Annotated in this window: 19 protein-coding genes and 2 pseudogenes; 12 read left to right on the forward strand and 9 right to left on the reverse strand. The window is 73.0% G+C overall.

The features are described 5' to 3' along the window. Positions 1 to 90: 90 nt before the first annotated feature. Positions 91 to 1,053 carry a hypothetical protein gene (locus tag AC27IY_RS35505; RefSeq protein ID WP_487180670.1) on the forward strand — a complete coding sequence of 321 codons (963 nt, stop codon included), beginning with the start codon at positions 91 to 93 and terminating at the stop codon, positions 1,051 to 1,053. 305 nt (positions 1,054 to 1,358) lie between these two features. Next, a pseudogene (locus AC27IY_RS35510) lies at positions 1,359 to 1,676 on the forward strand (erythromycin esterase family protein); the annotation flags it as partial. A gap of 48 nt (positions 1,677 to 1,724) precedes the next feature. Here AC27IY_RS35510 and AC27IY_RS35515 read toward each other — a convergent pair. Then, positions 1,725 to 2,336, reverse strand: coding sequence for a TetR/AcrR family transcriptional regulator (locus AC27IY_RS35515; protein WP_423449701.1), 612 nt, complete (start codon positions 2,334 to 2,336; stop codon positions 1,725 to 1,727). A gap of 22 nt (positions 2,337 to 2,358) precedes the next feature. Here AC27IY_RS35515 and AC27IY_RS35520 point away from each other — a divergent pair, with 22 nt between their 5' ends. Next, positions 2,359 to 2,844, forward strand: coding sequence for an SRPBCC family protein (locus tag AC27IY_RS35520; protein WP_487180671.1), 486 nt, complete (start codon positions 2,359 to 2,361; stop codon positions 2,842 to 2,844). An 8-nt stretch (positions 2,845 to 2,852) separates the two neighbouring features. After that, positions 2,853 to 3,095 (forward strand): WCX domain-containing protein, encoded by a 243-nt coding sequence (locus AC27IY_RS35525; protein WP_487180800.1) that lies wholly within the window; start codon positions 2,853 to 2,855, stop codon positions 3,093 to 3,095. Positions 3,096 to 3,225: 130 nt separating this feature from the next. Here the strand turns inward: AC27IY_RS35525 and AC27IY_RS35530 are convergent, their stop codons facing one another. Then, on the reverse strand, positions 3,226 to 4,776 hold the full coding sequence (locus AC27IY_RS35530; protein ID WP_435408826.1) for a M4 family metallopeptidase: 1,551 nt from the start codon (positions 4,774 to 4,776) through the stop codon (positions 3,226 to 3,228). A gap of 360 nt (positions 4,777 to 5,136) precedes the next feature. On the opposite strand from AC27IY_RS35530, the gene AC27IY_RS35535 reads away from it, so the two are divergent. Continuing rightward, entirely contained in the window at positions 5,137 to 5,397 is a 261-nt protein-coding gene (locus AC27IY_RS35535) for a hypothetical protein (protein WP_487180672.1), read from the forward strand. Positions 5,398 to 5,457: 60 nt separating this feature from the next. On the opposite strand, the gene AC27IY_RS35540 is transcribed toward AC27IY_RS35535, so the two are convergent. From AC27IY_RS35540 to AC27IY_RS35550, 3 genes are read right to left on the reverse strand one after another with little or no spacing between them, the layout of a single operon-like run. Further along, complete coding sequence (locus AC27IY_RS35540) at positions 5,458 to 6,123, reverse strand: response regulator (RefSeq protein WP_344207687.1); 666 nt, start codon at positions 6,121 to 6,123, stop codon at positions 5,458 to 5,460. Beyond that, positions 6,116 to 8,185 (reverse strand): sensor histidine kinase, encoded by a 2,070-nt coding sequence (locus AC27IY_RS35545; protein ID WP_487180674.1) that lies wholly within the window; start codon positions 8,183 to 8,185, stop codon positions 6,116 to 6,118. The genes AC27IY_RS35540 and AC27IY_RS35545 overlap by 8 nt, the downstream gene beginning before the upstream one ends. Beyond that, complete coding sequence (locus tag AC27IY_RS35550) at positions 8,173 to 8,415, reverse strand: hypothetical protein (protein WP_344207689.1); 243 nt, start codon at positions 8,413 to 8,415, stop codon at positions 8,173 to 8,175. Before AC27IY_RS35550 ends, AC27IY_RS35545 begins: the two co-directional genes overlap by 13 nt. Positions 8,416 to 8,819: 404 nt before the next feature. Here AC27IY_RS35550 and AC27IY_RS35555 point away from each other — a divergent pair. Then, positions 8,820 to 9,119 (forward strand): annotated as a pseudogene (locus AC27IY_RS35555) (ATP-binding cassette domain-containing protein); the annotation flags it as partial. 259 nt (positions 9,120 to 9,378) lie between these two features. Here the strand turns inward: AC27IY_RS35555 and AC27IY_RS35560 are convergent. Next, positions 9,379 to 9,963: a DinB family protein gene (locus tag AC27IY_RS35560; RefSeq protein ID WP_487180675.1), complete on the reverse strand. Its 585-nt coding sequence runs from the start codon at positions 9,961 to 9,963 to the stop codon at positions 9,379 to 9,381. Positions 9,964 to 10,242: 279 nt separating this feature from the next. Between AC27IY_RS35560 and AC27IY_RS35565 the strand changes: the two genes are divergently transcribed. Together AC27IY_RS35565 and AC27IY_RS35570 are read left to right on the forward strand one after the other, a co-directional pair. Next, positions 10,243 to 10,773 carry a PadR family transcriptional regulator gene (locus AC27IY_RS35565; protein ID WP_435408828.1) on the forward strand — a complete coding sequence of 177 codons (531 nt, stop codon included), beginning with the start codon at positions 10,243 to 10,245 and terminating at the stop codon, positions 10,771 to 10,773. 166 nt (positions 10,774 to 10,939) lie between these two features. Beyond that, a complete protein-coding gene (locus AC27IY_RS35570) occupies positions 10,940 to 11,386 on the forward strand; it encodes a nitroreductase family deazaflavin-dependent oxidoreductase (RefSeq protein ID WP_487180676.1) in 447 nt (148 codons plus the stop codon). 238 nt (positions 11,387 to 11,624) lie between these two features. Here the strand turns inward: AC27IY_RS35570 and AC27IY_RS35575 are convergent, their stop codons facing one another. Continuing rightward, positions 11,625 to 12,608 carry an AraC family transcriptional regulator gene (locus AC27IY_RS35575; protein WP_487180677.1) on the reverse strand — a complete coding sequence of 328 codons (984 nt, stop codon included), beginning with the start codon at positions 12,606 to 12,608 and terminating at the stop codon, positions 11,625 to 11,627. Between the two features lie 69 nt (positions 12,609 to 12,677). On the opposite strand from AC27IY_RS35575, the gene AC27IY_RS35580 reads away from it, so the two are divergent. After that, positions 12,678 to 13,526: an SDR family oxidoreductase gene (locus AC27IY_RS35580; RefSeq protein ID WP_449957264.1), complete on the forward strand. Its 849-nt coding sequence runs from the start codon at positions 12,678 to 12,680 to the stop codon at positions 13,524 to 13,526. Continuing rightward, on the forward strand, positions 13,523 to 14,032 hold the full coding sequence (locus tag AC27IY_RS35585; RefSeq protein ID WP_423476026.1) for a DUF4440 domain-containing protein: 510 nt from the start codon (positions 13,523 to 13,525) through the stop codon (positions 14,030 to 14,032). Before AC27IY_RS35580 ends, AC27IY_RS35585 begins: the two co-directional genes overlap by 4 nt. Here AC27IY_RS35585 and AC27IY_RS35590 read toward each other — a convergent pair. Continuing rightward, positions 13,927 to 14,172, reverse strand: a complete 246-nt coding sequence (locus AC27IY_RS35590) for a hypothetical protein (RefSeq protein ID WP_423476025.1) — start codon at positions 14,170 to 14,172, stop codon at positions 13,927 to 13,929. The genes AC27IY_RS35585 and AC27IY_RS35590 overlap by 106 nt on opposite strands. A gap of 53 nt (positions 14,173 to 14,225) precedes the next feature. Then, positions 14,226 to 14,786, reverse strand: coding sequence for a hypothetical protein (locus tag AC27IY_RS35595; protein ID WP_487180678.1), 561 nt, complete (start codon positions 14,784 to 14,786; stop codon positions 14,226 to 14,228). 197 nt (positions 14,787 to 14,983) lie between these two features. Here AC27IY_RS35595 and AC27IY_RS35600 point away from each other — a divergent pair, with 197 nt between their 5' ends. Together AC27IY_RS35600 and AC27IY_RS35605 are read left to right on the forward strand one after the other, a co-directional pair. Further along, positions 14,984 to 15,517 (forward strand): RNA polymerase sigma factor, encoded by a 534-nt coding sequence (locus AC27IY_RS35600; RefSeq protein ID WP_344207700.1) that lies wholly within the window; start codon positions 14,984 to 14,986, stop codon positions 15,515 to 15,517. Next, positions 15,517 to 16,449: a CU044_5270 family protein gene (locus AC27IY_RS35605; protein WP_487180679.1), complete on the forward strand. Its 933-nt coding sequence runs from the start codon at positions 15,517 to 15,519 to the stop codon at positions 16,447 to 16,449. Before AC27IY_RS35600 ends, AC27IY_RS35605 begins: the two co-directional genes overlap by 1 nt. Positions 16,450 to 16,461 lie beyond the last annotated feature (12 nt).

Consider the following 16,461-nt stretch of genomic DNA (forward strand, 5'->3'; position numbering starts at 1 on the left):
GACGATGTCATGGTGAGCTGATGATCACGTCTCTGGTTCGTACCGCGCCTGACCAGCAGTGTTGTCTCCAGTCGATCCGAAGGAGACATCATGATTGCCCCGCGCTGGAGAACCTGGCACGGCCCGCTCGTCATCTGCGCCGTGGCGATGGCGGTGCTCATGTCGGTGAGCGCCGTCGGCCTGGCGGTCGACGGGCGGACCGTCATGGGCGAGGGGGTGTGGCTCAAGCCGTTCAAGTTCGCCGCCTCCTTCAGCCTGTACGCGCTCACGCTCGCCTGGATGATCAGCCAGGTGGAGCGGTGGCGGCGGACCCTGTGGTGGCTGGGCACGGTGATCGTGGCGCTGTTCGTGCTGCCGGAGATCTCGGCGATCACCTTCCAGGCGGTACGCGGGGTGCGCAGCCACTTCAACTTCGCCACCACGCTTGACAAGTCGGTGTTCATGGTGATGGGAGGGGCCGCCTACCTGGGCTGGGCACTGACGCTGGCGCTGGGGATCTTCCTGGTCATGCAGCGCCGGGTGGACCGGGCGATGGCGTGGGCGATCCCGCTGGGGGTGGCGATCTCGCTGGCGGGCATGTCGGTCGGCTACCTGATGACCGCGCCGACCCCGGAGCAGGCGCAGGCGCTGGCCGGCGGCGCCGAGCTGATCACGATCGGCGCGCACACGGTCGGCGCGCTCGACGGCGGCCCGGGGATGCCGCTGCTCGGCTGGGCGACGGGGGGCGGCGACCTGCGGGTGGCCCACTTCGTCGGACTGCACGCACTGCAGGTGCTGCCGCTGATCGCGCTGTGGGTGCGCCGGGTCCCGCTGGTGCTCGTGGCCGCGTTCGGGTACGCCGGTCTCACCGGGCTGCTGGTCTGGCAGGCGCAGCGCGGCCAGGCACTCATCCACCCCGACGCGACGACCCTGCTCGCCGCCGGTGCTCTCCTGGCGGTGGTGGCGGCGGCGACGGCGGTCCTGCGCCGCTCCCCGGTCCGCTCCGAAACCCCCGGACAGAACACCTTCGCCGAGCCGACGCAACGACGGCGCGAGCCCGCCGGGCAACACTGACAAGCCAGTGATGGGGCCTCCGGCCAGCCTCCTGAGAAGCCACAGGCACCCGCTTCACCGTCTCGACGAGCCAGCCACCCTCACCCCGTGCCCGCCGACGCAGGACGCAGAACCTCGCTCCCCCGCTCAGGCAGGGCACGCACCCCTGCTTCCCCTCTGAGGCAGGATGCGGAACCCTACTGCTCCCCACTGACTGATGAACTCGGTCCCGGAGCATCGGATCCCGTTCATCCCGGTCCGCGTCCCCGGTGGCAACCGCAGCGTGCCGCGATGCCCAGCAAGGTGGACGTACTTCGACCACCGTCATGGACCCGTCCCAGTCGATCGGCCGGTCCGCAGAGGCGCGGCGGCTGCGGCTGATCGCCGACGACCTGGTGGCGCTGCTGGAGACGCAGGCGCCGCGGCTGAGCGCGAATGACAGGGAGCGGGCGGAGCTGTACGGGCGCACCGCCGTCGGCCTGCTCCGCTACCACGACGGGATGGCCGAGGCGTCCCCGGACCGGATCGGCAGGCTGTCGGCCCTGCGGGACGCGATGATGGCCGCCAACCTGCGGGCCGTCGCCGAGCACGGCCCGGCCCTGGTCTTCGCCTCCAACCTGCACCTCCAGCGGAACATGAGCCTCATGTCGCTCGGTGACCATCGGCTGGAGTGGTGGAGCGCATCGTCCGGTTCACTCGTCCGGCAGGGCGAGCGTGCGGGCCGCGTGGCCGGCCCACGCCGTCAGGAACGTCTCCCGGTCCAGGTCGCCCGGCGTGTGGCCGATGAGAATGCGCAGCAGCGGGAAGTAGGTCAGCGACGAGATGAGCACGGCGGCCGTGGCCTCCGGATCGGCCGCCTCGGCCACGCCCGCCGCCCGCTGGGCCTCGATCCAGACGGTGCACTCGCGGTAGAGAGTGGCCAGCACGCCCTGCCACATCGGCTCGAAGATCTCCGGGAACGCGGTGAACTCGCGCAGCATGATGCGCACCAGGTCCCGGTCGCCGTCGATCACGTTCCACACTGCCTCGGCCATCAGGCGCAGCGCCTGGCGGGGGTCGTCAGGGACGTGCTCCACCACCTGCGCCCTCCGGCGCGCCATGGTGTCCAGGTTGCGCCGCACGGCCGCCTCCAGCAGGGCCTTCTTGGAGGGAAAGTGCTTGTAGAGCGCTCCCGAGCCGCCGGCCAGGCCGCAGGCGCGCTGGATGTCGGTCACCGAGGTCGCGTCGTAGCCGTCCCGCGCGAACAGCCGGATGGCCTCGTCCAGGATGCGTTCCCGGGTCACGCCCGGGGTCGTTCTCGCCATAGTGAGAGAGTACTCTCTTTCCATGGTTCAAGTGATCGTGGAAGAGACCATCCGCTGCACGCCACAGGAATACCTGGACTTCGTGATGGACGCCGAGCGCTACGCGGAGATCGACGACAAGATCGGCCCGATCGACTGGGTGCGTCGCGTCGGCCACATCGTGGAGTTCAGGTTCCGCCCCCGACTGCCGGGCATCCCGGGCCCCGCGCCCAAGCTCGTCTCCCAGATGCGCCTGACCCCCGGGCGGCGCGTCGACGTCCGCTACGCGCCCCTGCCCCGCAACCGGCTCAACCACCTGCTGTCCCGCTTCAGCGCCTCCTTCGAGGCGGAGGCCGTCGCGGACGGCGTCTCCCGGGTGCGGCGCACGATCTCCATCGACTTCGCCCCGTTCCTGCGCTGGCTGCTGGAGCCGGCCCTGCGCCGCCGGCTGCCCGCCGACATCCGCAACGAGGTGCGGGGGTCCAAGCGGCGGTTAGAGAGCGAGGAGGCCGGACCGCCGCCGGCCTGAGCCCTCCGGTGGCGGTCAGGCCGGCCGCGTCACCCGCCCGGCGCGGCGGGAGGAACTGCTGGGCACCGCGCCGGCCGTCCTCACCGAGGAGCCCGACGCGGACGGGCCTGCTGCGGCTGAAGGTCACCTTCCAGGGCGCGCGGCACGCCGTCTGGGCGTTGTGGCAGCTCGGCACGGACGGGGAGGCCCCGTCCCCGGAGTGGCTGCGCGCCTCCCTGCGCGACCGCGCCGCCGCGCTCGCCACCCGCTAGGGGGCGCCGGCCGCGGAGCAGGCGTCCGCGGAGCAGGCGGCCTCAGCGCCGCCGTCCCCGGCGCCGGCCGCGGCGCGCCCTGCTCAGGCGGATCACCGGTGATCCGCGCTGAACAGGGCTGCCGTCGTGCTCAGGAGCAGGTCGGCTCGCCGCTCTGCGCGGGGACGTTCACCCCGCTCCAGGCCGCCTTGACGACGTTGAACTCGACACAACCGGTGGGGAACAGCGTCCTGGCCGCCCGCAGCGTGGCCACGCGGGCCTTGGCATGCGTCCACGGCGCCGTCTTCATGTTCAGGCCGGTCATGAAGATCTGCCCGGCCTTGCGGACGCCGACGCCGGTGATGGCCGCGCCGCCGTCGCACCGGCTGCTGGCCGGCTTCCCGCTCGGGTTGGTGCCCTCGGCCAGCAGGTAGAACCAGTGGTTCTGCGGCCCGGCCCCCGCGTGCACCTCGGTGCTCGGGATGGAGGAGCTGTAGCAGTTGGGGTGGCCCAGCGCCGACGGGTTGTACATGTTCCTGATCGCGCCGCGGCCCACCAGGTTGACCTCCTCGCCGACCAGGTAGTCGGGCGGGTCGAGGGTGCTGGGCTCGTTGACGTACGCCTCGGTCAGCGCGCCGAAGATGTCGCCCGTGGACTCGTTCAGCCCGCCGGACTCGTTGCCGCTGCCGCCGCTGCCGCCGGAGAACTGGAAGATGCCGTGGCCGAACTCGTGCCCGACGACGTCCATCGAGGTGGCCTGCTGGGTGCCGGCGGAGTTACGGCCGAAGGAGGCGTACGAGCCGTTCCAGAAGGCGTTGGCCTGGTTCAGCCCGACCCTGGCGGGGTAGCCGCGGCCCGAGCCGTTGATGCCGTTGCGGCCGAGCCAGTCGCGCAGCATGTTCCACTCGCGCTGCTCGGCGAAGAGCGCGTCGACGCAGGCCGTCTCCAGGTTGGTGCCGCTGCCGTTGCCCCAGTTGTCGGTCGACTTGGTGTAGACCGAGCCGTTCTGTCCGCCGCACTGGACGCCGGTGCGCGTGGGGTCGCGCATCACGTACGCGGGGGAGGTGTCGATGGTGACCGTGCCGTTGTAGTAGCTGTCGCCGGTGCCGTCGACCACCTGGTCCCACTGGTCGATGACCTGGCCGTCACGCGCGTCCACGTACACGTGCACGATGCTGGAGCGGTCGTCGTTGGCGGCGACGACCTCCCACGCCAGGCGCGGGGTGGGCGTGGTGGCGTGCACCACGAGAGCGGGGGTGCCGATCGAGGTGGCCTTGGGCGCCGCGGCGCGGGCCGTGTCCGCCGCCGCCTGCGCGGCGATCTGCGGCTTGGTGTCCAGGGAGATCGTGGCCTGCTGGCCGGTGTCGATGGCGCTGACCGACTTACCGGACTTGTCGGTCGTCACGACCACCTCGCCGCCGAAGACGGGCAGTCCGGCGTAGGTGCGCGCGTACGTGAGGTGCTGGATGCCGTTGACGCCGGCGATGGCCGACGACAGGGAGAAGGTGTCCTGGTCGGTGGCTCGGAGCTGCGTCCGGTCGGCGGCGATGACGCTCTGCGCGCTCGCCACCGCGGCGCTGCGCTCCGCGGGTGAGGGCGGGTCGGCCGCCTGGGCGTTCGCGCTGGTGAGGCCCGACGGTACGGTGATGGCCAGGGCTAACGCGAGGACGGTGGCAGTGCCCAACCTGAGCTTGGGGTTCACGCTCGTTGCTCCTCAGGGGGGTGGAGTGGACGAGCCCCAGCCGGCTGGGGTGCCCTCAGACTGGCATCGCACGCGACCCGGGTGATACCTCCCAATCTGCCCATAACGCTGTGGTATGGAAGGCCGCCACCTCCATCCGCGGCGACCCGGAGTACGCCGGCGTGGCCGCCGGGGAGCTGAACAGCGCCCGGCAGGTGCGCGGGGCGGTCGGTGTCGCCCCGCGGACGTCGTGCACCGGGCAGGCGTCAGGGCGGGGACATGGCGTGTGCCCCATGTGCCCAGGACACCGGGCGGCCGAAGCTTCAGGTGTTCGAAGAGCCGGAAGCGCCGGCTCGAAAGCCCCGAGAAAGGGAATCGCTCATGAAGCGCATGCTCGCCGCCGCAGGGTTCGTGTTCGTTCTGGCCGGCTTCGCCCAGGCCGCCGCCGCGGAGACCACCACGGCCCACCAGCAGGGCGCCGTCGCCACGGCCGCGGCGCCCGCCGACCTGCCGGTGCACCGGGGCAAGTTCTGGTTCCACAGCGACTGCATCACGGCCGGTCAGCAGGGAGTCGACCGCGGGCACTGGTCGCAGTACCAGTGCGCGGAAGGCTGGATGTGGAACCTGTGGACCGACCGCTGACGGGCCGGATGACGGCGGCCGGATGACGGGGGCGGGCTCGGGAGGTCATGCCTCCTCCGGTCATCCCGAGCCCAGCCCGGCGTCCCGCGCCCGTACGATGGCCGCCGCCCGATCGGGCACCCGCAGCTTGGCGAAGATCGAGCCGACATGGTTGCGCACGGTCTTGTCCGTGACGAACAGCCGCTGGGCGATCTGCCGGTAGCCGAGCCCCTGGGCCAGCAGGTCGAGGATCTCGCGTTCCCGGGCGGTCAGGGTCGGAAAGGCCTCCTTGGCGGGGGCCGCGGTGAAGGCGGCGAACAGCCGGGTCAGCCGTTCGGCCATGTGCGGGCTGAACACCGCTCCGCCCCGGCAGACCGTACGCAGGGCCAGCAGGATCTCCTCACGTACCGCGCCCTTGAGGAGATAGCCGCGGGCCCCGGCGCGGATCGCCGCCAGCAGGTTGTCGTCGTCCTCGGACATCGTCATGACCAGGACCCGGATGCCGGGGTGGGCGCGCAGCAGGTCGCGCGTGGCCTCGATGCCCGACTGCCCCGGCAGGTTGAGGTCCATGACGACGAGGTCGGGGGCGGTGCGGGCGGCCTCGGCCAGGGCCTCCTCGCCGGTGGCCGCCTGCGCCACCACCTCGAACTCGGCGTCCAGGCCGACCGCGGCGGCCAGCCCCTCCCTGAACAGGGGGTGGTCGTCGACCAGCAGCACCCGCCAGACGCGTGGCCCGGTCTCACTCATGGGGGTCTCCGAGGGTGGTGGGAAGGGTGGCGGTCACGGTGGTGCCGCCGGGGGCGGTGTCGATCGTGGCCGCGCCGCCGATCTCCTCGGCGCGTTCGGCGATCGACGACAGGCCGGTGCCGGGCAGGGCGCCGGCGTCGAAGCCCGTGCCGTCGTCGGTGACGGTGACCGTGAGCGCGCCGGGGCGCGCGGTGAACGTCACCTCGACCCCGCGCGCACCGGCGTGGCGTACGGCGTTGGTGACGGCCTCGGCGGTGATGCGGTACGCGGCGGTCTCCACCGCCGGGGGCAGGGCGGGCAGCGGGGTGGCCGGGTCGGTCACCGTGACGCGTACGGCGTCGGTGGTGAGGCGGTGCGCCAGGATCCGGGTCGCGTCGAGCAGCCCCCGGTCGACCAGGGTGGCGGGGGTCAGCCCGGCCGTGATCCTGCGCACCTCGGCCAGCGCCTCGCCCAGGACCTCGACGGCCTCGCGCAGGTGGGCGTCGGCGGCGGACGGCAGGCCGCACGCCTGCGCGACGCCCAGCCGGAGCCGGACCGCGGCGAGTTGGGGGCCGAGGCCGTCATGGATCTCGCGGCGCAGCCGCCTGCGTTCCTCCTCGCGGGCCAGCACCAGGCGTTCGCGGGCGGCCCGCGCGTCCTCGGCCAGCCGCAGCGCGGCCAGCGCCGGGCTGGCCTGGTCGGCCAGCAGTGACAGGAGCTCGGTGTCGCGTTCGGCGGGCGTGCTCGCGCCGTCGCGGGCCACCTCCAGGCGGCCCACCACCTGCCCGTGGTGGCGCAGCGGGAAGACCTGCCCCGGCCCGCTCACCGGCGAGCCGGCGGCGGCCAGCACCCGCTGGCCCGCCCGGGTCTCGACGCCGATCCGCGCCCCGGACAGGCCCAGGTCCTCCACGACGCTGCGGCAGATCTGCTCGGGCACCGAACCGGGGTGCGGGGCCTGCTGGAGGCGTACCGCCAGCGCGCGTACGGCCTCGTGCGGGCGGGCGCGCGGGCCGTAGAAGGCCCGCTCGATCGCCAGGACGGCGTGCCGTACGACCGGCCGGGCGGTCCAGCCCGCCACCAGCGCGCAGCAGGCCGCGATCACGGTCGCCGCGGTGCGCGTGGCGGGGAAGGCCGCCCACGCCCCGGTAGCGGCGCACGTCGCGGCGATGACCAGCACGGCCAGCACGAACGCGCGGGCCATGCGATGGCTGGTGACCCGCTCCAGCCGCCACATGCCGCCCCGGGAGGCGGCCAGGCAGATCATGGCCCCCCACAGCGCGACACCGGCCGCCCGCGCCACCACCGTCCAGGTCTCTCCCCACAGGTCGGACAGCAGCAGGCACACGTAGAGCGGGTACGCCGTCGCGATCAGCCCCCGGACCCCGCGCCCCTCACCGGCGGGCGCCCGCCACGCGCCGCGCGCCAGATCGGCCGTCATCGCCACGGTCACGGCCAGGGTCACCCAGTCGAGGAGGGCGTGGCTGTCGTGCAGCAGGTCAGCGGCCCACTCCCCCGCCGCCGTCTCCAGCCACGGACTGGCGAACCCGGGCAGGCCCGGGGTGCCGAGGGTCCAGATCACCGCGTACTGGACGCTTGCGGCGGCCGCCACCAGCACCACCGCCCGCCGCCAGCGGCGCGAGGCCGAGCCGGGCAGCAGGCACAGCGGGAACAGCAGCACGGTCAACGGCTGGCAGACGGCCCCGGCCGCGCCCAGCAGGAGCGCGGCGGCCGCCACGGGAGCCGCCGGGCCGCGCAGGTGCGCGAGCACGTCGGACACGGCCGGCAGCACGATCCACGCTCCCCCGGCGGCCAGCACGAGCCGGCCCCTGCGGAAGGCGTACCGGTCGGCCAGCAGCAGCACGGCGACCACGCACACCGGCAGCCCCACCACCAGCCGGGTCACCTCGGCGGTCACCCGGGCCGGGCCGGGCGGCGACGGCCCGGCCCGCCCCCAGTCGGGGAGCGTCACCGCGAACCTCGCCACCAGGACGGCCAGCAACAGCGCCGAGGCCATCCCGGCCAGGTGCGCGCCGCGGGTGTGCCACCGGGGGGCGGTGGCGAGCTCCGGCGTCAGTCCACCCAAAGGTCCCACGTGCCGAGCTGGATGCGGATGGTCTTCACGCAGGTGGGGTTGGTCCAGTGCCGCTTCCGCACACCCTCGCGGCCGGCCGCCTGGCATCCGGACTCGGAGTGGTAGGAGGCGATGTAGCGCTTGGCGTCGGGCCCGTCGTCGTCGGCGGCCGCGGCCCCGGCGGGAGCCAGCGCGGCGCCGGCGATGGCCAGGCAGGTGAGCAGTACGGAAGAGATGCGCATGGGGAGCTCCAGAGCAGGGATGGTCGCGAACTGTATCCGCTCAGTTGCTCATCGTAGCGGAGCGGTCTCCTGCCGACGCAAAGGCTTTCCTCCTTCAGCCGGCCGGCGAGCATGGTGGACGTCGGGCATGCTGCAGCGGCGGCGCGAGGCGCCCCGGCTCCACTGGCCTCGCGTACGGGTCTCGATCTCGCGCTCGGTCAGGGTCGAGGCGACAGGGGCGTGCAGGGTTTCAGGGACCGTACAGGGGTGATGCCCGATGGGCGGTGACAGACCCGTTCCGGCACGCTGATGATCACGGGGTCCTCCTCGACGGAGTGACCAGGACATATGGGAAAGGCACCACCGAGGTGGCGGCGCTCGGCCAGGTCGGCGCCGGGTTCGCGCGCGACGGTTTCACGGCCGTGGTGGGCCCGTCGGGATCGGGGAAGAGCACGCTGCCGCAGTGCGCGTCGGGGCTGGACCGGCCGGATCCGGGCGCGGCTCGCATCGCCGGGCAGGACATCACCCGCTTGGGCGCGAAGGGCCTGGCGGTGCTGCGCCGCGACCGGATCGGTGTCATCTTCCAGGCGGTCAACCTGGTGCCGTCGCTGACCACCTGGCAGAACGTGATCCTGCCCAGCAGACTGGCCCGGCGGCGGCCCGGCCCGTCACGGGTGCGGGAGTTGCTGCACCGGGCCGGGCGGGAGGGGCATCGCCCGGCGCAGTTGTCCGGTGGCCGGCAGCAGCGGGTGGCGATCGCCCGTGCCCTGTCCGGCAGGCCGGAGGCGCTGTGGGGCTTTGCCGCTTCGTTCGCGGCGGTGCTCCTGGCCGTGATGTCGGGGGGCGGCAGCGGTCTGATGGTCGCCGGCGCCGGGAGCCGCAGCACTCCGACGTGGAGCGTTCAAGTGATCTCACTGGTGGGGGCGGAGGTGAACCGTGGCCTCCGCCAAGGGCGCGGCCAGGGTGGCGCGATCGCGGTGAACCTCAAGGGGTACGGGCCGCTCTGGCGGCCTGCTCGATCTTCGCGCAGTAGGCTGCGCGGGCTTCCTCGTCGATCTGCTCCTCGTATTCGGCGCGCAATCCGGTCCGGCCATCGAGGCCCTCGCGCAGGATGTCGGCGTGCCCGGCATGGCGGGTGGACTCGCAGAGGACATGAACCATGATGGCGAACAGGTTCGTGTGCCAGGCCGGCGTCGACTCCGGCCACCACGGCACGCGGCCGGGGGCGTCGAGGGGAAGCTCGTTGATCGTCGCGTCCGAGTGTTCCCACGTGCGCCGGTAGAACCCGATGATCTGATCGCGGGTCTCGCCCTCGGTCGCCCACAGATCGCTGCCGTCGGAGTCCTGCCACCGGGGCAGCGGTTCGGGGGAAGGGCGGCCGAAGACCTCGCCCAAGTACCTGGCCTCGCAGATGGCCATGTGTTTGACCAGGCCGAGGAGGTTGGTCCCGGTCGCTGTCAAAGGGCGGCGGACGTCGTATTCGGACAAGCCGTCGAGTTTCCAGAGCAGCGCCTTGCGGTCCCGCCGCAGTCTCTCGTGCAAGTTGTCCTTCGCGAAGTCGTCGATCATGGATCCGATTCTGTCAGGCTGCGACGGTGGCCTCAGGTCGTGAGCCGCCTGGCGTCGGCTCCGCCGGCTGTCGCTCACAGCCACGCTGCTTGCCGAGTCCTCGCAGCGATCTCGCAGACTGCTCGCCGCACTCGTGCTGACCCCGGCACCCAGGCCACGGTCCGGAGCTGCCACTACCAGCGCAGATCCGGACGTGATCGCGAGTGTCACTGGAGTACTAGCCTGTCCGGCAGGGCGGCTGCTTGGCGGGGGCCGGGCCCCGGCGAGTTGAGGGAGACGATGTCGGCGACGCGACTGCTGGTCCTTGGCGTGGTGCGGCTGCACGGTCAGGCACACGGTTATCTGGTGAGCTCCGAACTGGAGTCGTGGGAGGCCGGGCAATGGGCTGGCCTCAGGTCGGGCTCGATCTACCACGCGCTGCGCCAACTGGCGAAGGAAGGTCTGCTGGACACCAGCGAGGTGTACGAATGGCCGGGCCGCGTCGATTACGCCATCAACGAGAAGGGCGAGGAGACGTTCCTCAGGCTGCTCAGAAGCGCCCTGAGGGTCCCCGATCGGCGTCCGGAGCTGCTCAACGCGGCCCTCGTGCTGCTTCCCGCGCTGCCCGTGGCGGAGGTGATCGAGCTGCTCAAGGAGCGGGTGGAAGCCCTGGACGGCGAGCGGGAGCAGCTCGTGGCCACGGCCCGGGAGGGAAGGCGACCAAGGAGCGTCGCAGAGCTGTTCGACCTGCGTGCGGCACAGGCGGCGGGTGAGGCGGCGTGGGTCCGTGACCTGATCGGGCGGCTGGAACGCGGCGAGGAGCCAGCCTGAACGGCTTGACGGTGAGGAAGCTGATAAGCCATAGTTCGATACCCAAATTTGGGTAGCCAAATTTGGGTATCTTCTGAAGGAGTTCTATGCGCAGCACGACAGCGGCGAACGCCTCCCCCGCCTGCCGACGCGAGTGGGCCGACCGCCGCGTGGACGGGACGGCGCGATGAGCCAGGAGCCCATCGACAGCCCCACCGGGTGGGTGGCCAGGCACATCAAGAGCTACACCGAGTCCGGCGGCCAGCGCGGTCACCTCTTCCACGGGGCGCCCACGCTGCTGATCACCACGATCGGCCGCCGCTCGGGACTGCCCCGGCGTACCGCCCTCACCTACGGCCGCGACGGCGACCGCTACCTCGTGGTCGCCTCCAACGGCGGTGCCGACGGCCATCCGCTCTGGTTGCACAATCTGCTCGCCCAGCCACAGGTCAGCGTGCAGGTCGGGGCCGAGGTGTTCGACGCGGTGGCCCGCCCGGCGGCCGAGGACGAACGGCTTCGCCTGTGGGAGACGATGACCGGGGTATGGCCGCACTACGCCGCCTACCAGCGCAAGACGTCGAGACAGATCCCGATCGTGATCATTGAGCGGGTGGCGACGCCGGACCCCGGCTGACGTCGCGGCGGCGTTCTGTCATGGGACGGTGCTCCCGGCCGGTCAGGAGCCCGGTCCCGCACGGCGCGGCGGGTGCCGGCCGTGCGGGTCGAGGCTCTCCAGGCCGGCAGCCGTGGACGCCTGGTCTCCGCGCTGCCCGCGGGGCTCGGCCGCGCCTTCCTCCGCCCCATGACCAAGAGCGGACGCCTGTGCAACTCCATGTCGGTCGACGACCACCCGGTCGCGCCGATCGGCGACGCTAGTTCGGATTTTGAGTCGCTTCAGTCGCTGTCCGCGCCATCGCCGGCGGCAGGACCGGCGACGCGGCCCGCCGGTAGTCGCCGGGAGTGAGGCCGTACTCCCGTTTGAACGCCAGGTGGAACCCGACCTCGGAGCGGTAGCCGACGCGCCGCGCGACGGCGTGGTGCGGCAGCGCGGTCCCGGCGAGGAGCCGGGCGGCCTCCTGCAGCCGCCGCGCCGTCAGGTGCCGCATCGGCGCCACGCCGACCAGCTCGCGGAACGCCGCCGCGAACGCCGAGCGCGACATCCCGGCCTCGGCGGCGAGCCGGTCCAGCGTCCACGGCTCGGCGAACCTGCGGTGCACCGCCAGCAGCGCGAGCCCCACGGACGGATGGCGCAGCGCCCGCAGGATCGGCTCGCCGTCCGCCAGAGCGCCCAGCGCCGCCCGCAGCGCCAGGACGAAGGCCAGCTCGAAGGCGCGCAGCGCCACCAGCGTCTGGCCCGGCGCGCTCTGGTCCCACTCCCGCGCCAGGCCGTCCAGCGTGCCCACGAGCAGCGGCTGCCGCCGTAGCGCGGCCCGCTCCAGCACGAGCACCGGCGGCAACGCCCGGTACAGGGGCGCGGCCGCGGCGGGGTCGTAGTGCAGGCCGCCGCACAACATCGTGGTCGCCGCGCCGGGCCCGTCGATGCGCACCGTGCGCACCCCGCCCGGCGGCCGGGCGGGCAGCAGGCTCGCCAGCGGCACGGTGGCGCGGCCGGGGGCGTCGGCGAGCCGGTGGGCGGTGCCGTGCGGGAACACCACGAGGTCGCCGGCCGCCAGCCGGACCGGGGCGTGGCCGGGCAGCTCGACCGTGCACGTTCCCGCCTGCACGTAGTGGAGCAGGGCGCAGTCCTCCGCCTCTCCGGCCACGCCCCAGGGCGAGTGGGCCGTCCAGCGGCTGTGGAAGACGCCCTCCAGCCGCAGCGGGGCGAGGAGTTCGCTCAGCAGGTCGTCGTCTTCCACGGACGTTCCTTAAAGGCTTGAGGACTTTCCTTTATGGATCGTACGCGTCGTGGCTGGGAGGTTGAGGACATGACGGTTCTGGTGTTCGGCGCGGGTGGCGCCCAGGGCGGGGCGGTGGCCCGGCGGCTGGTGGAGGAGGGGCTGGCGGTGCGGGGCGTGTCCCGTACCGGGGCGGTCCCGGAGGGAGTGGAGCCCGTCAGGGCCGACCTGGGGGATCGCGGGCGGCTGCGGGAGGCGTTCGCCGGGGTCACGCACGTGTCGATGGCGCTGCCGCTGGAGTACGACCCCGACCGGGTGGCGGCGTACACGCGCAACGTGCTGGCGGAGGCGGCGGCCGCCGGGGTGGCGCGGCTGGTGTTCAACCCGGGCAACCGGCTGCCGCGAGCCGGCACCGGCGCGGCGGCGTTCGACACGCGGCGGGCCGCGGCACGGGCGGTGCTGGACTCGCCCGTGCCGGCGGTGGTGCTCTGCCCGCCGATCTACCTGGAGAACCTGGCGGCGCCCTGGGTGCGGCAAGGGCTGACCGGCGAGGGCGTCCTGCGCTATCCCCTGCCGGCGAGCGTGCCGGTGGCCTGGCTCAGCCACGCCGACCTGGCCGCCGCCACGCTGGCCGCGCTCACCGGCGACGACCTGGTGGGCGCCACGCTGGATCTCGGCGGGGAGCCGGTGACCGGACCGGAGCTGGCGGCCGCGTTCGGGGCACGGTACGAGGCAATGGACGTGGACGCGTTCGTGGCGGGCGCGGCCGCGGCGCTCGGGCCCGACGTGGCCGAGGGGGTGGCCGCGACGTACCGGTGGGTCGCCGGGCCGGGACGGGAGCTGTACGCCGCTCCGTCCGGGGGCGCGAAGCGGCTCGGCATCGAGGTGACCTCGCCGGCCGACTGGGCGGCCGGCCAGGCGTGGAGGTGGCAGCGGTGACGGGGACGGACCGGGACCTCACGGACGCGGTGCGCGCCGAGGTCGTACGGCATCACCAGGTGATCGAGCAGTGGCTGGCCGGGAGGGCGCCGCGGGCGGCCTTCGACCGGTTCTCCGCCGCGCACGCGCCCGGTTTCACGATGGTGGCCCCGGACGGGCGGCTGCTGTCGCGCGGCGACGTGCTCGCCGAGGTGGAGGCGGCCTACGGGGGCCGGCCGGACGCCGGGATCGAGATCAGGGCCGTCGCCGTGGTGACCACGGCTCCCGGCCTGGTCGTGGCCCGCTACGAGGAGTGGCAGGACGACGAGGGGCGGCTGGCCACCGTCGTTCTTCAGGACGGCTGGCGATGGCTGCATCTGCACGAAACCTGGTGCGAAAGCAGCGGGCCCGGTCCTGACGGTCAGGCGCTCGCGGCGGCCCGCCAGCGGGCCAGGATCCTCAGGTCGTCGGCGTCGCCGTGCCAGGCGGCCTCTTCGGGCATCGCGTACGGCAGCCAGATCTCGTAGTCGGGGGCGTCGGGCGGGATGTCGCGGGTCCCGTCGACACGGGTGCCGTCGGCCAGCACGGTCGACTCGGGGATGCGCAGGACGCCGCCGGCCAGCATGACAGCGGTCATGAGCTGCGCCCCTTCCGTCTCATCGGTCACCTGTCCTTCCCAGAATAGCGCGCCTGACTCTCCGGGGAAGGAGACAATTCCGCTCAGCCGATCCCGTACCGGCCAGAGAACCATAAGTAGGCGTGCCGGGCCGCGTCCTCGTCGCCGAACAGATCGATCAGCCGTCTCGCCCGGCGTACCAGGACGCAGGCGAAGGCCTCGGCGTAGAGCTCGGCGGCGTCCTGCCGGTAGGGCGGCGCCAGGTGCGGCGCGCGCAGCGCGTGCAGCCGCGACCAGAACACGCCGCGCGACGGCATGCCGTCCAGGTGGTCCGTGGCGTGCCCCAGCTCGTGCCCCGCGACGCTGACCGACGGGGACGGCACGCTGCCGACGCCGACCCGCCGCCGTACGGGGTCGTAGACGCCCGCGCTGCGCTCCCAGTCCCCTTGCTGCACCGGCAGCGGGACGCCGCGCAGCGCCTCGAACCCCGGCAGATCCGGCACGGCCCCGGGCCCCACCACGATGCCGCCGTCCAGGTGCGCGGCCAGGCGGGTGCCCAGGGCCCGCGGCACCGCGGACAGCGTCATGATGGCCAGCAGCACCTCGGCGGGCGGGAACGCGCCGGCCTCCCACGCCCGGGTCAGCCGATCCTCGAGCGCTCCCACGTGCAGCCAGCCCGGCCGTCCCCTGCTCTGGCTGGCCACTCGTCCCCCGCGTCGATGATCACGACGACTCTATCGGCAGCGGTGGCGCCGCGCATCCGCGGCCGCGACGCCGGGCGGCGGCGAAAACTCGTACGGAAGGGCCGGCGGCGACCGGGCAATCAGTAGTGTCCGACATCCCCGGCGAGAGAGACCGATGCATGACCACGTTCCTCGACGGAGCGGTCGCCGATCCCGAGCGATTCTCCGCCCTCTTCGATGCCCATTACGAGGAGATCCGCGGCTACATCAGCCGCCGCCTCGACCTCGACATCGCCGAGGACCTCGCCGCCGAGACCTTCCTGATCGCCTTCCGCGGGCGTGACGGCTTCGACGCCGCCAAAGGCGGCGTCAGACCTTGGCTGTACGGCATCGCCACGAAACTCATCGGCCGGCACCGGCGTGCCGAGCTGCGGCGATACCGGGCGCTGGCCAGGTCGGGGCCGCCTCCCGACGAGGACGGCCATGACCAGCGGGTGGTGGATCGGGTCGCGGCGCGGGTGACCGTACAGCAGCTCTCGGCCGCGCTGGCCGGGCTGTCGCGGGGTGAGCGCGACGTGGTGCTGCTCGTCGCCTACGGCGAGTTGACCTACGACGAGGTCGCGGCGGCGCTCGGCATCGCCTACGGCACCGTCGCCTCCCGGCTCAGCCGGGCCAGAACGAAGCTTCGTGACACGTTGGGAGTTGAGGTGTGATGAGGGAATTCCAGCTCATCGACGAGGTGATGCCGCAGGCGCCGCCCGCCGACCACGCCACGCTGACGGCCGCCCGCGCCCGGATGCTGGGCGCCGCCCGGCGGCGGCACCGGCCGGTCTGGCCCAAGGTGGTGCTCGCGACCGTGGCCGTCAGCGCGGTGATGGCCGGAGGCTACGTGGCGATGCCGCTCCTGGACCGGGCGGGCGTCCAGACGGCCGCGTCGCCGGAGGCGGACGCGGACGCGGTGCTCGCCGCGGCGGCCGACCGGCTGGCCGCCCGGCCTCCGGGCACCGGGGCGTGGTGGCGGCGGGACATGGTGCAGGTGAAGCGGGTGAAGACCGCGACCTACACCGTCGAGCAACGGGTCAGCGACGTGCTGTGGGCGAGCAGGAAACACGGGTATCGCACCCAGCGCGGGCCCATCTCGGCTGAACCGCTCACGCCCGCCGACGAGCAGGCATGGAAGGACGCCGGCTCGCCCGACCTGTGCGACGGCTGCACGTTGGGAAAGACGTACTTCACCCCGCTGAGGCTGACGTCCAAGCCCGTGTCGGAACTGCCCACAGCACCCGAGGCGCTCAAGGCCGAGATGCTGCGGGCCAACGACAAGGAGGCCCCGGAGGCGTGGCTGTGGGGGGCGAGCAAATGGCTGCTCCTCGACGTCGAGAGCACCTCTGCCACCAGGGCCGCGCTCTACCGGGTGCTCGCCGGCCTGCCGGGCGTACGGGTCGAGAACGACGTCACCGACCTCGACGGCCGGACCGGGGTCGCGCTGATCTACGGCGAGGCGCCCGCCCGTCAGCGGATCATCGTCGATCGGGACAGCGGAAACCTGCTCGCCGTGGAGGATGTCGAGGGGGAGGCGGCGTACGTGATCAAGCGCCTGGGCTGGACCGACGACCCGGCGCCGAAGGAGTCGACGTTCTCATGACCTGCTGAGCGC

The organism is Nonomuraea sp. B208 (assembly GCF_057536035.1).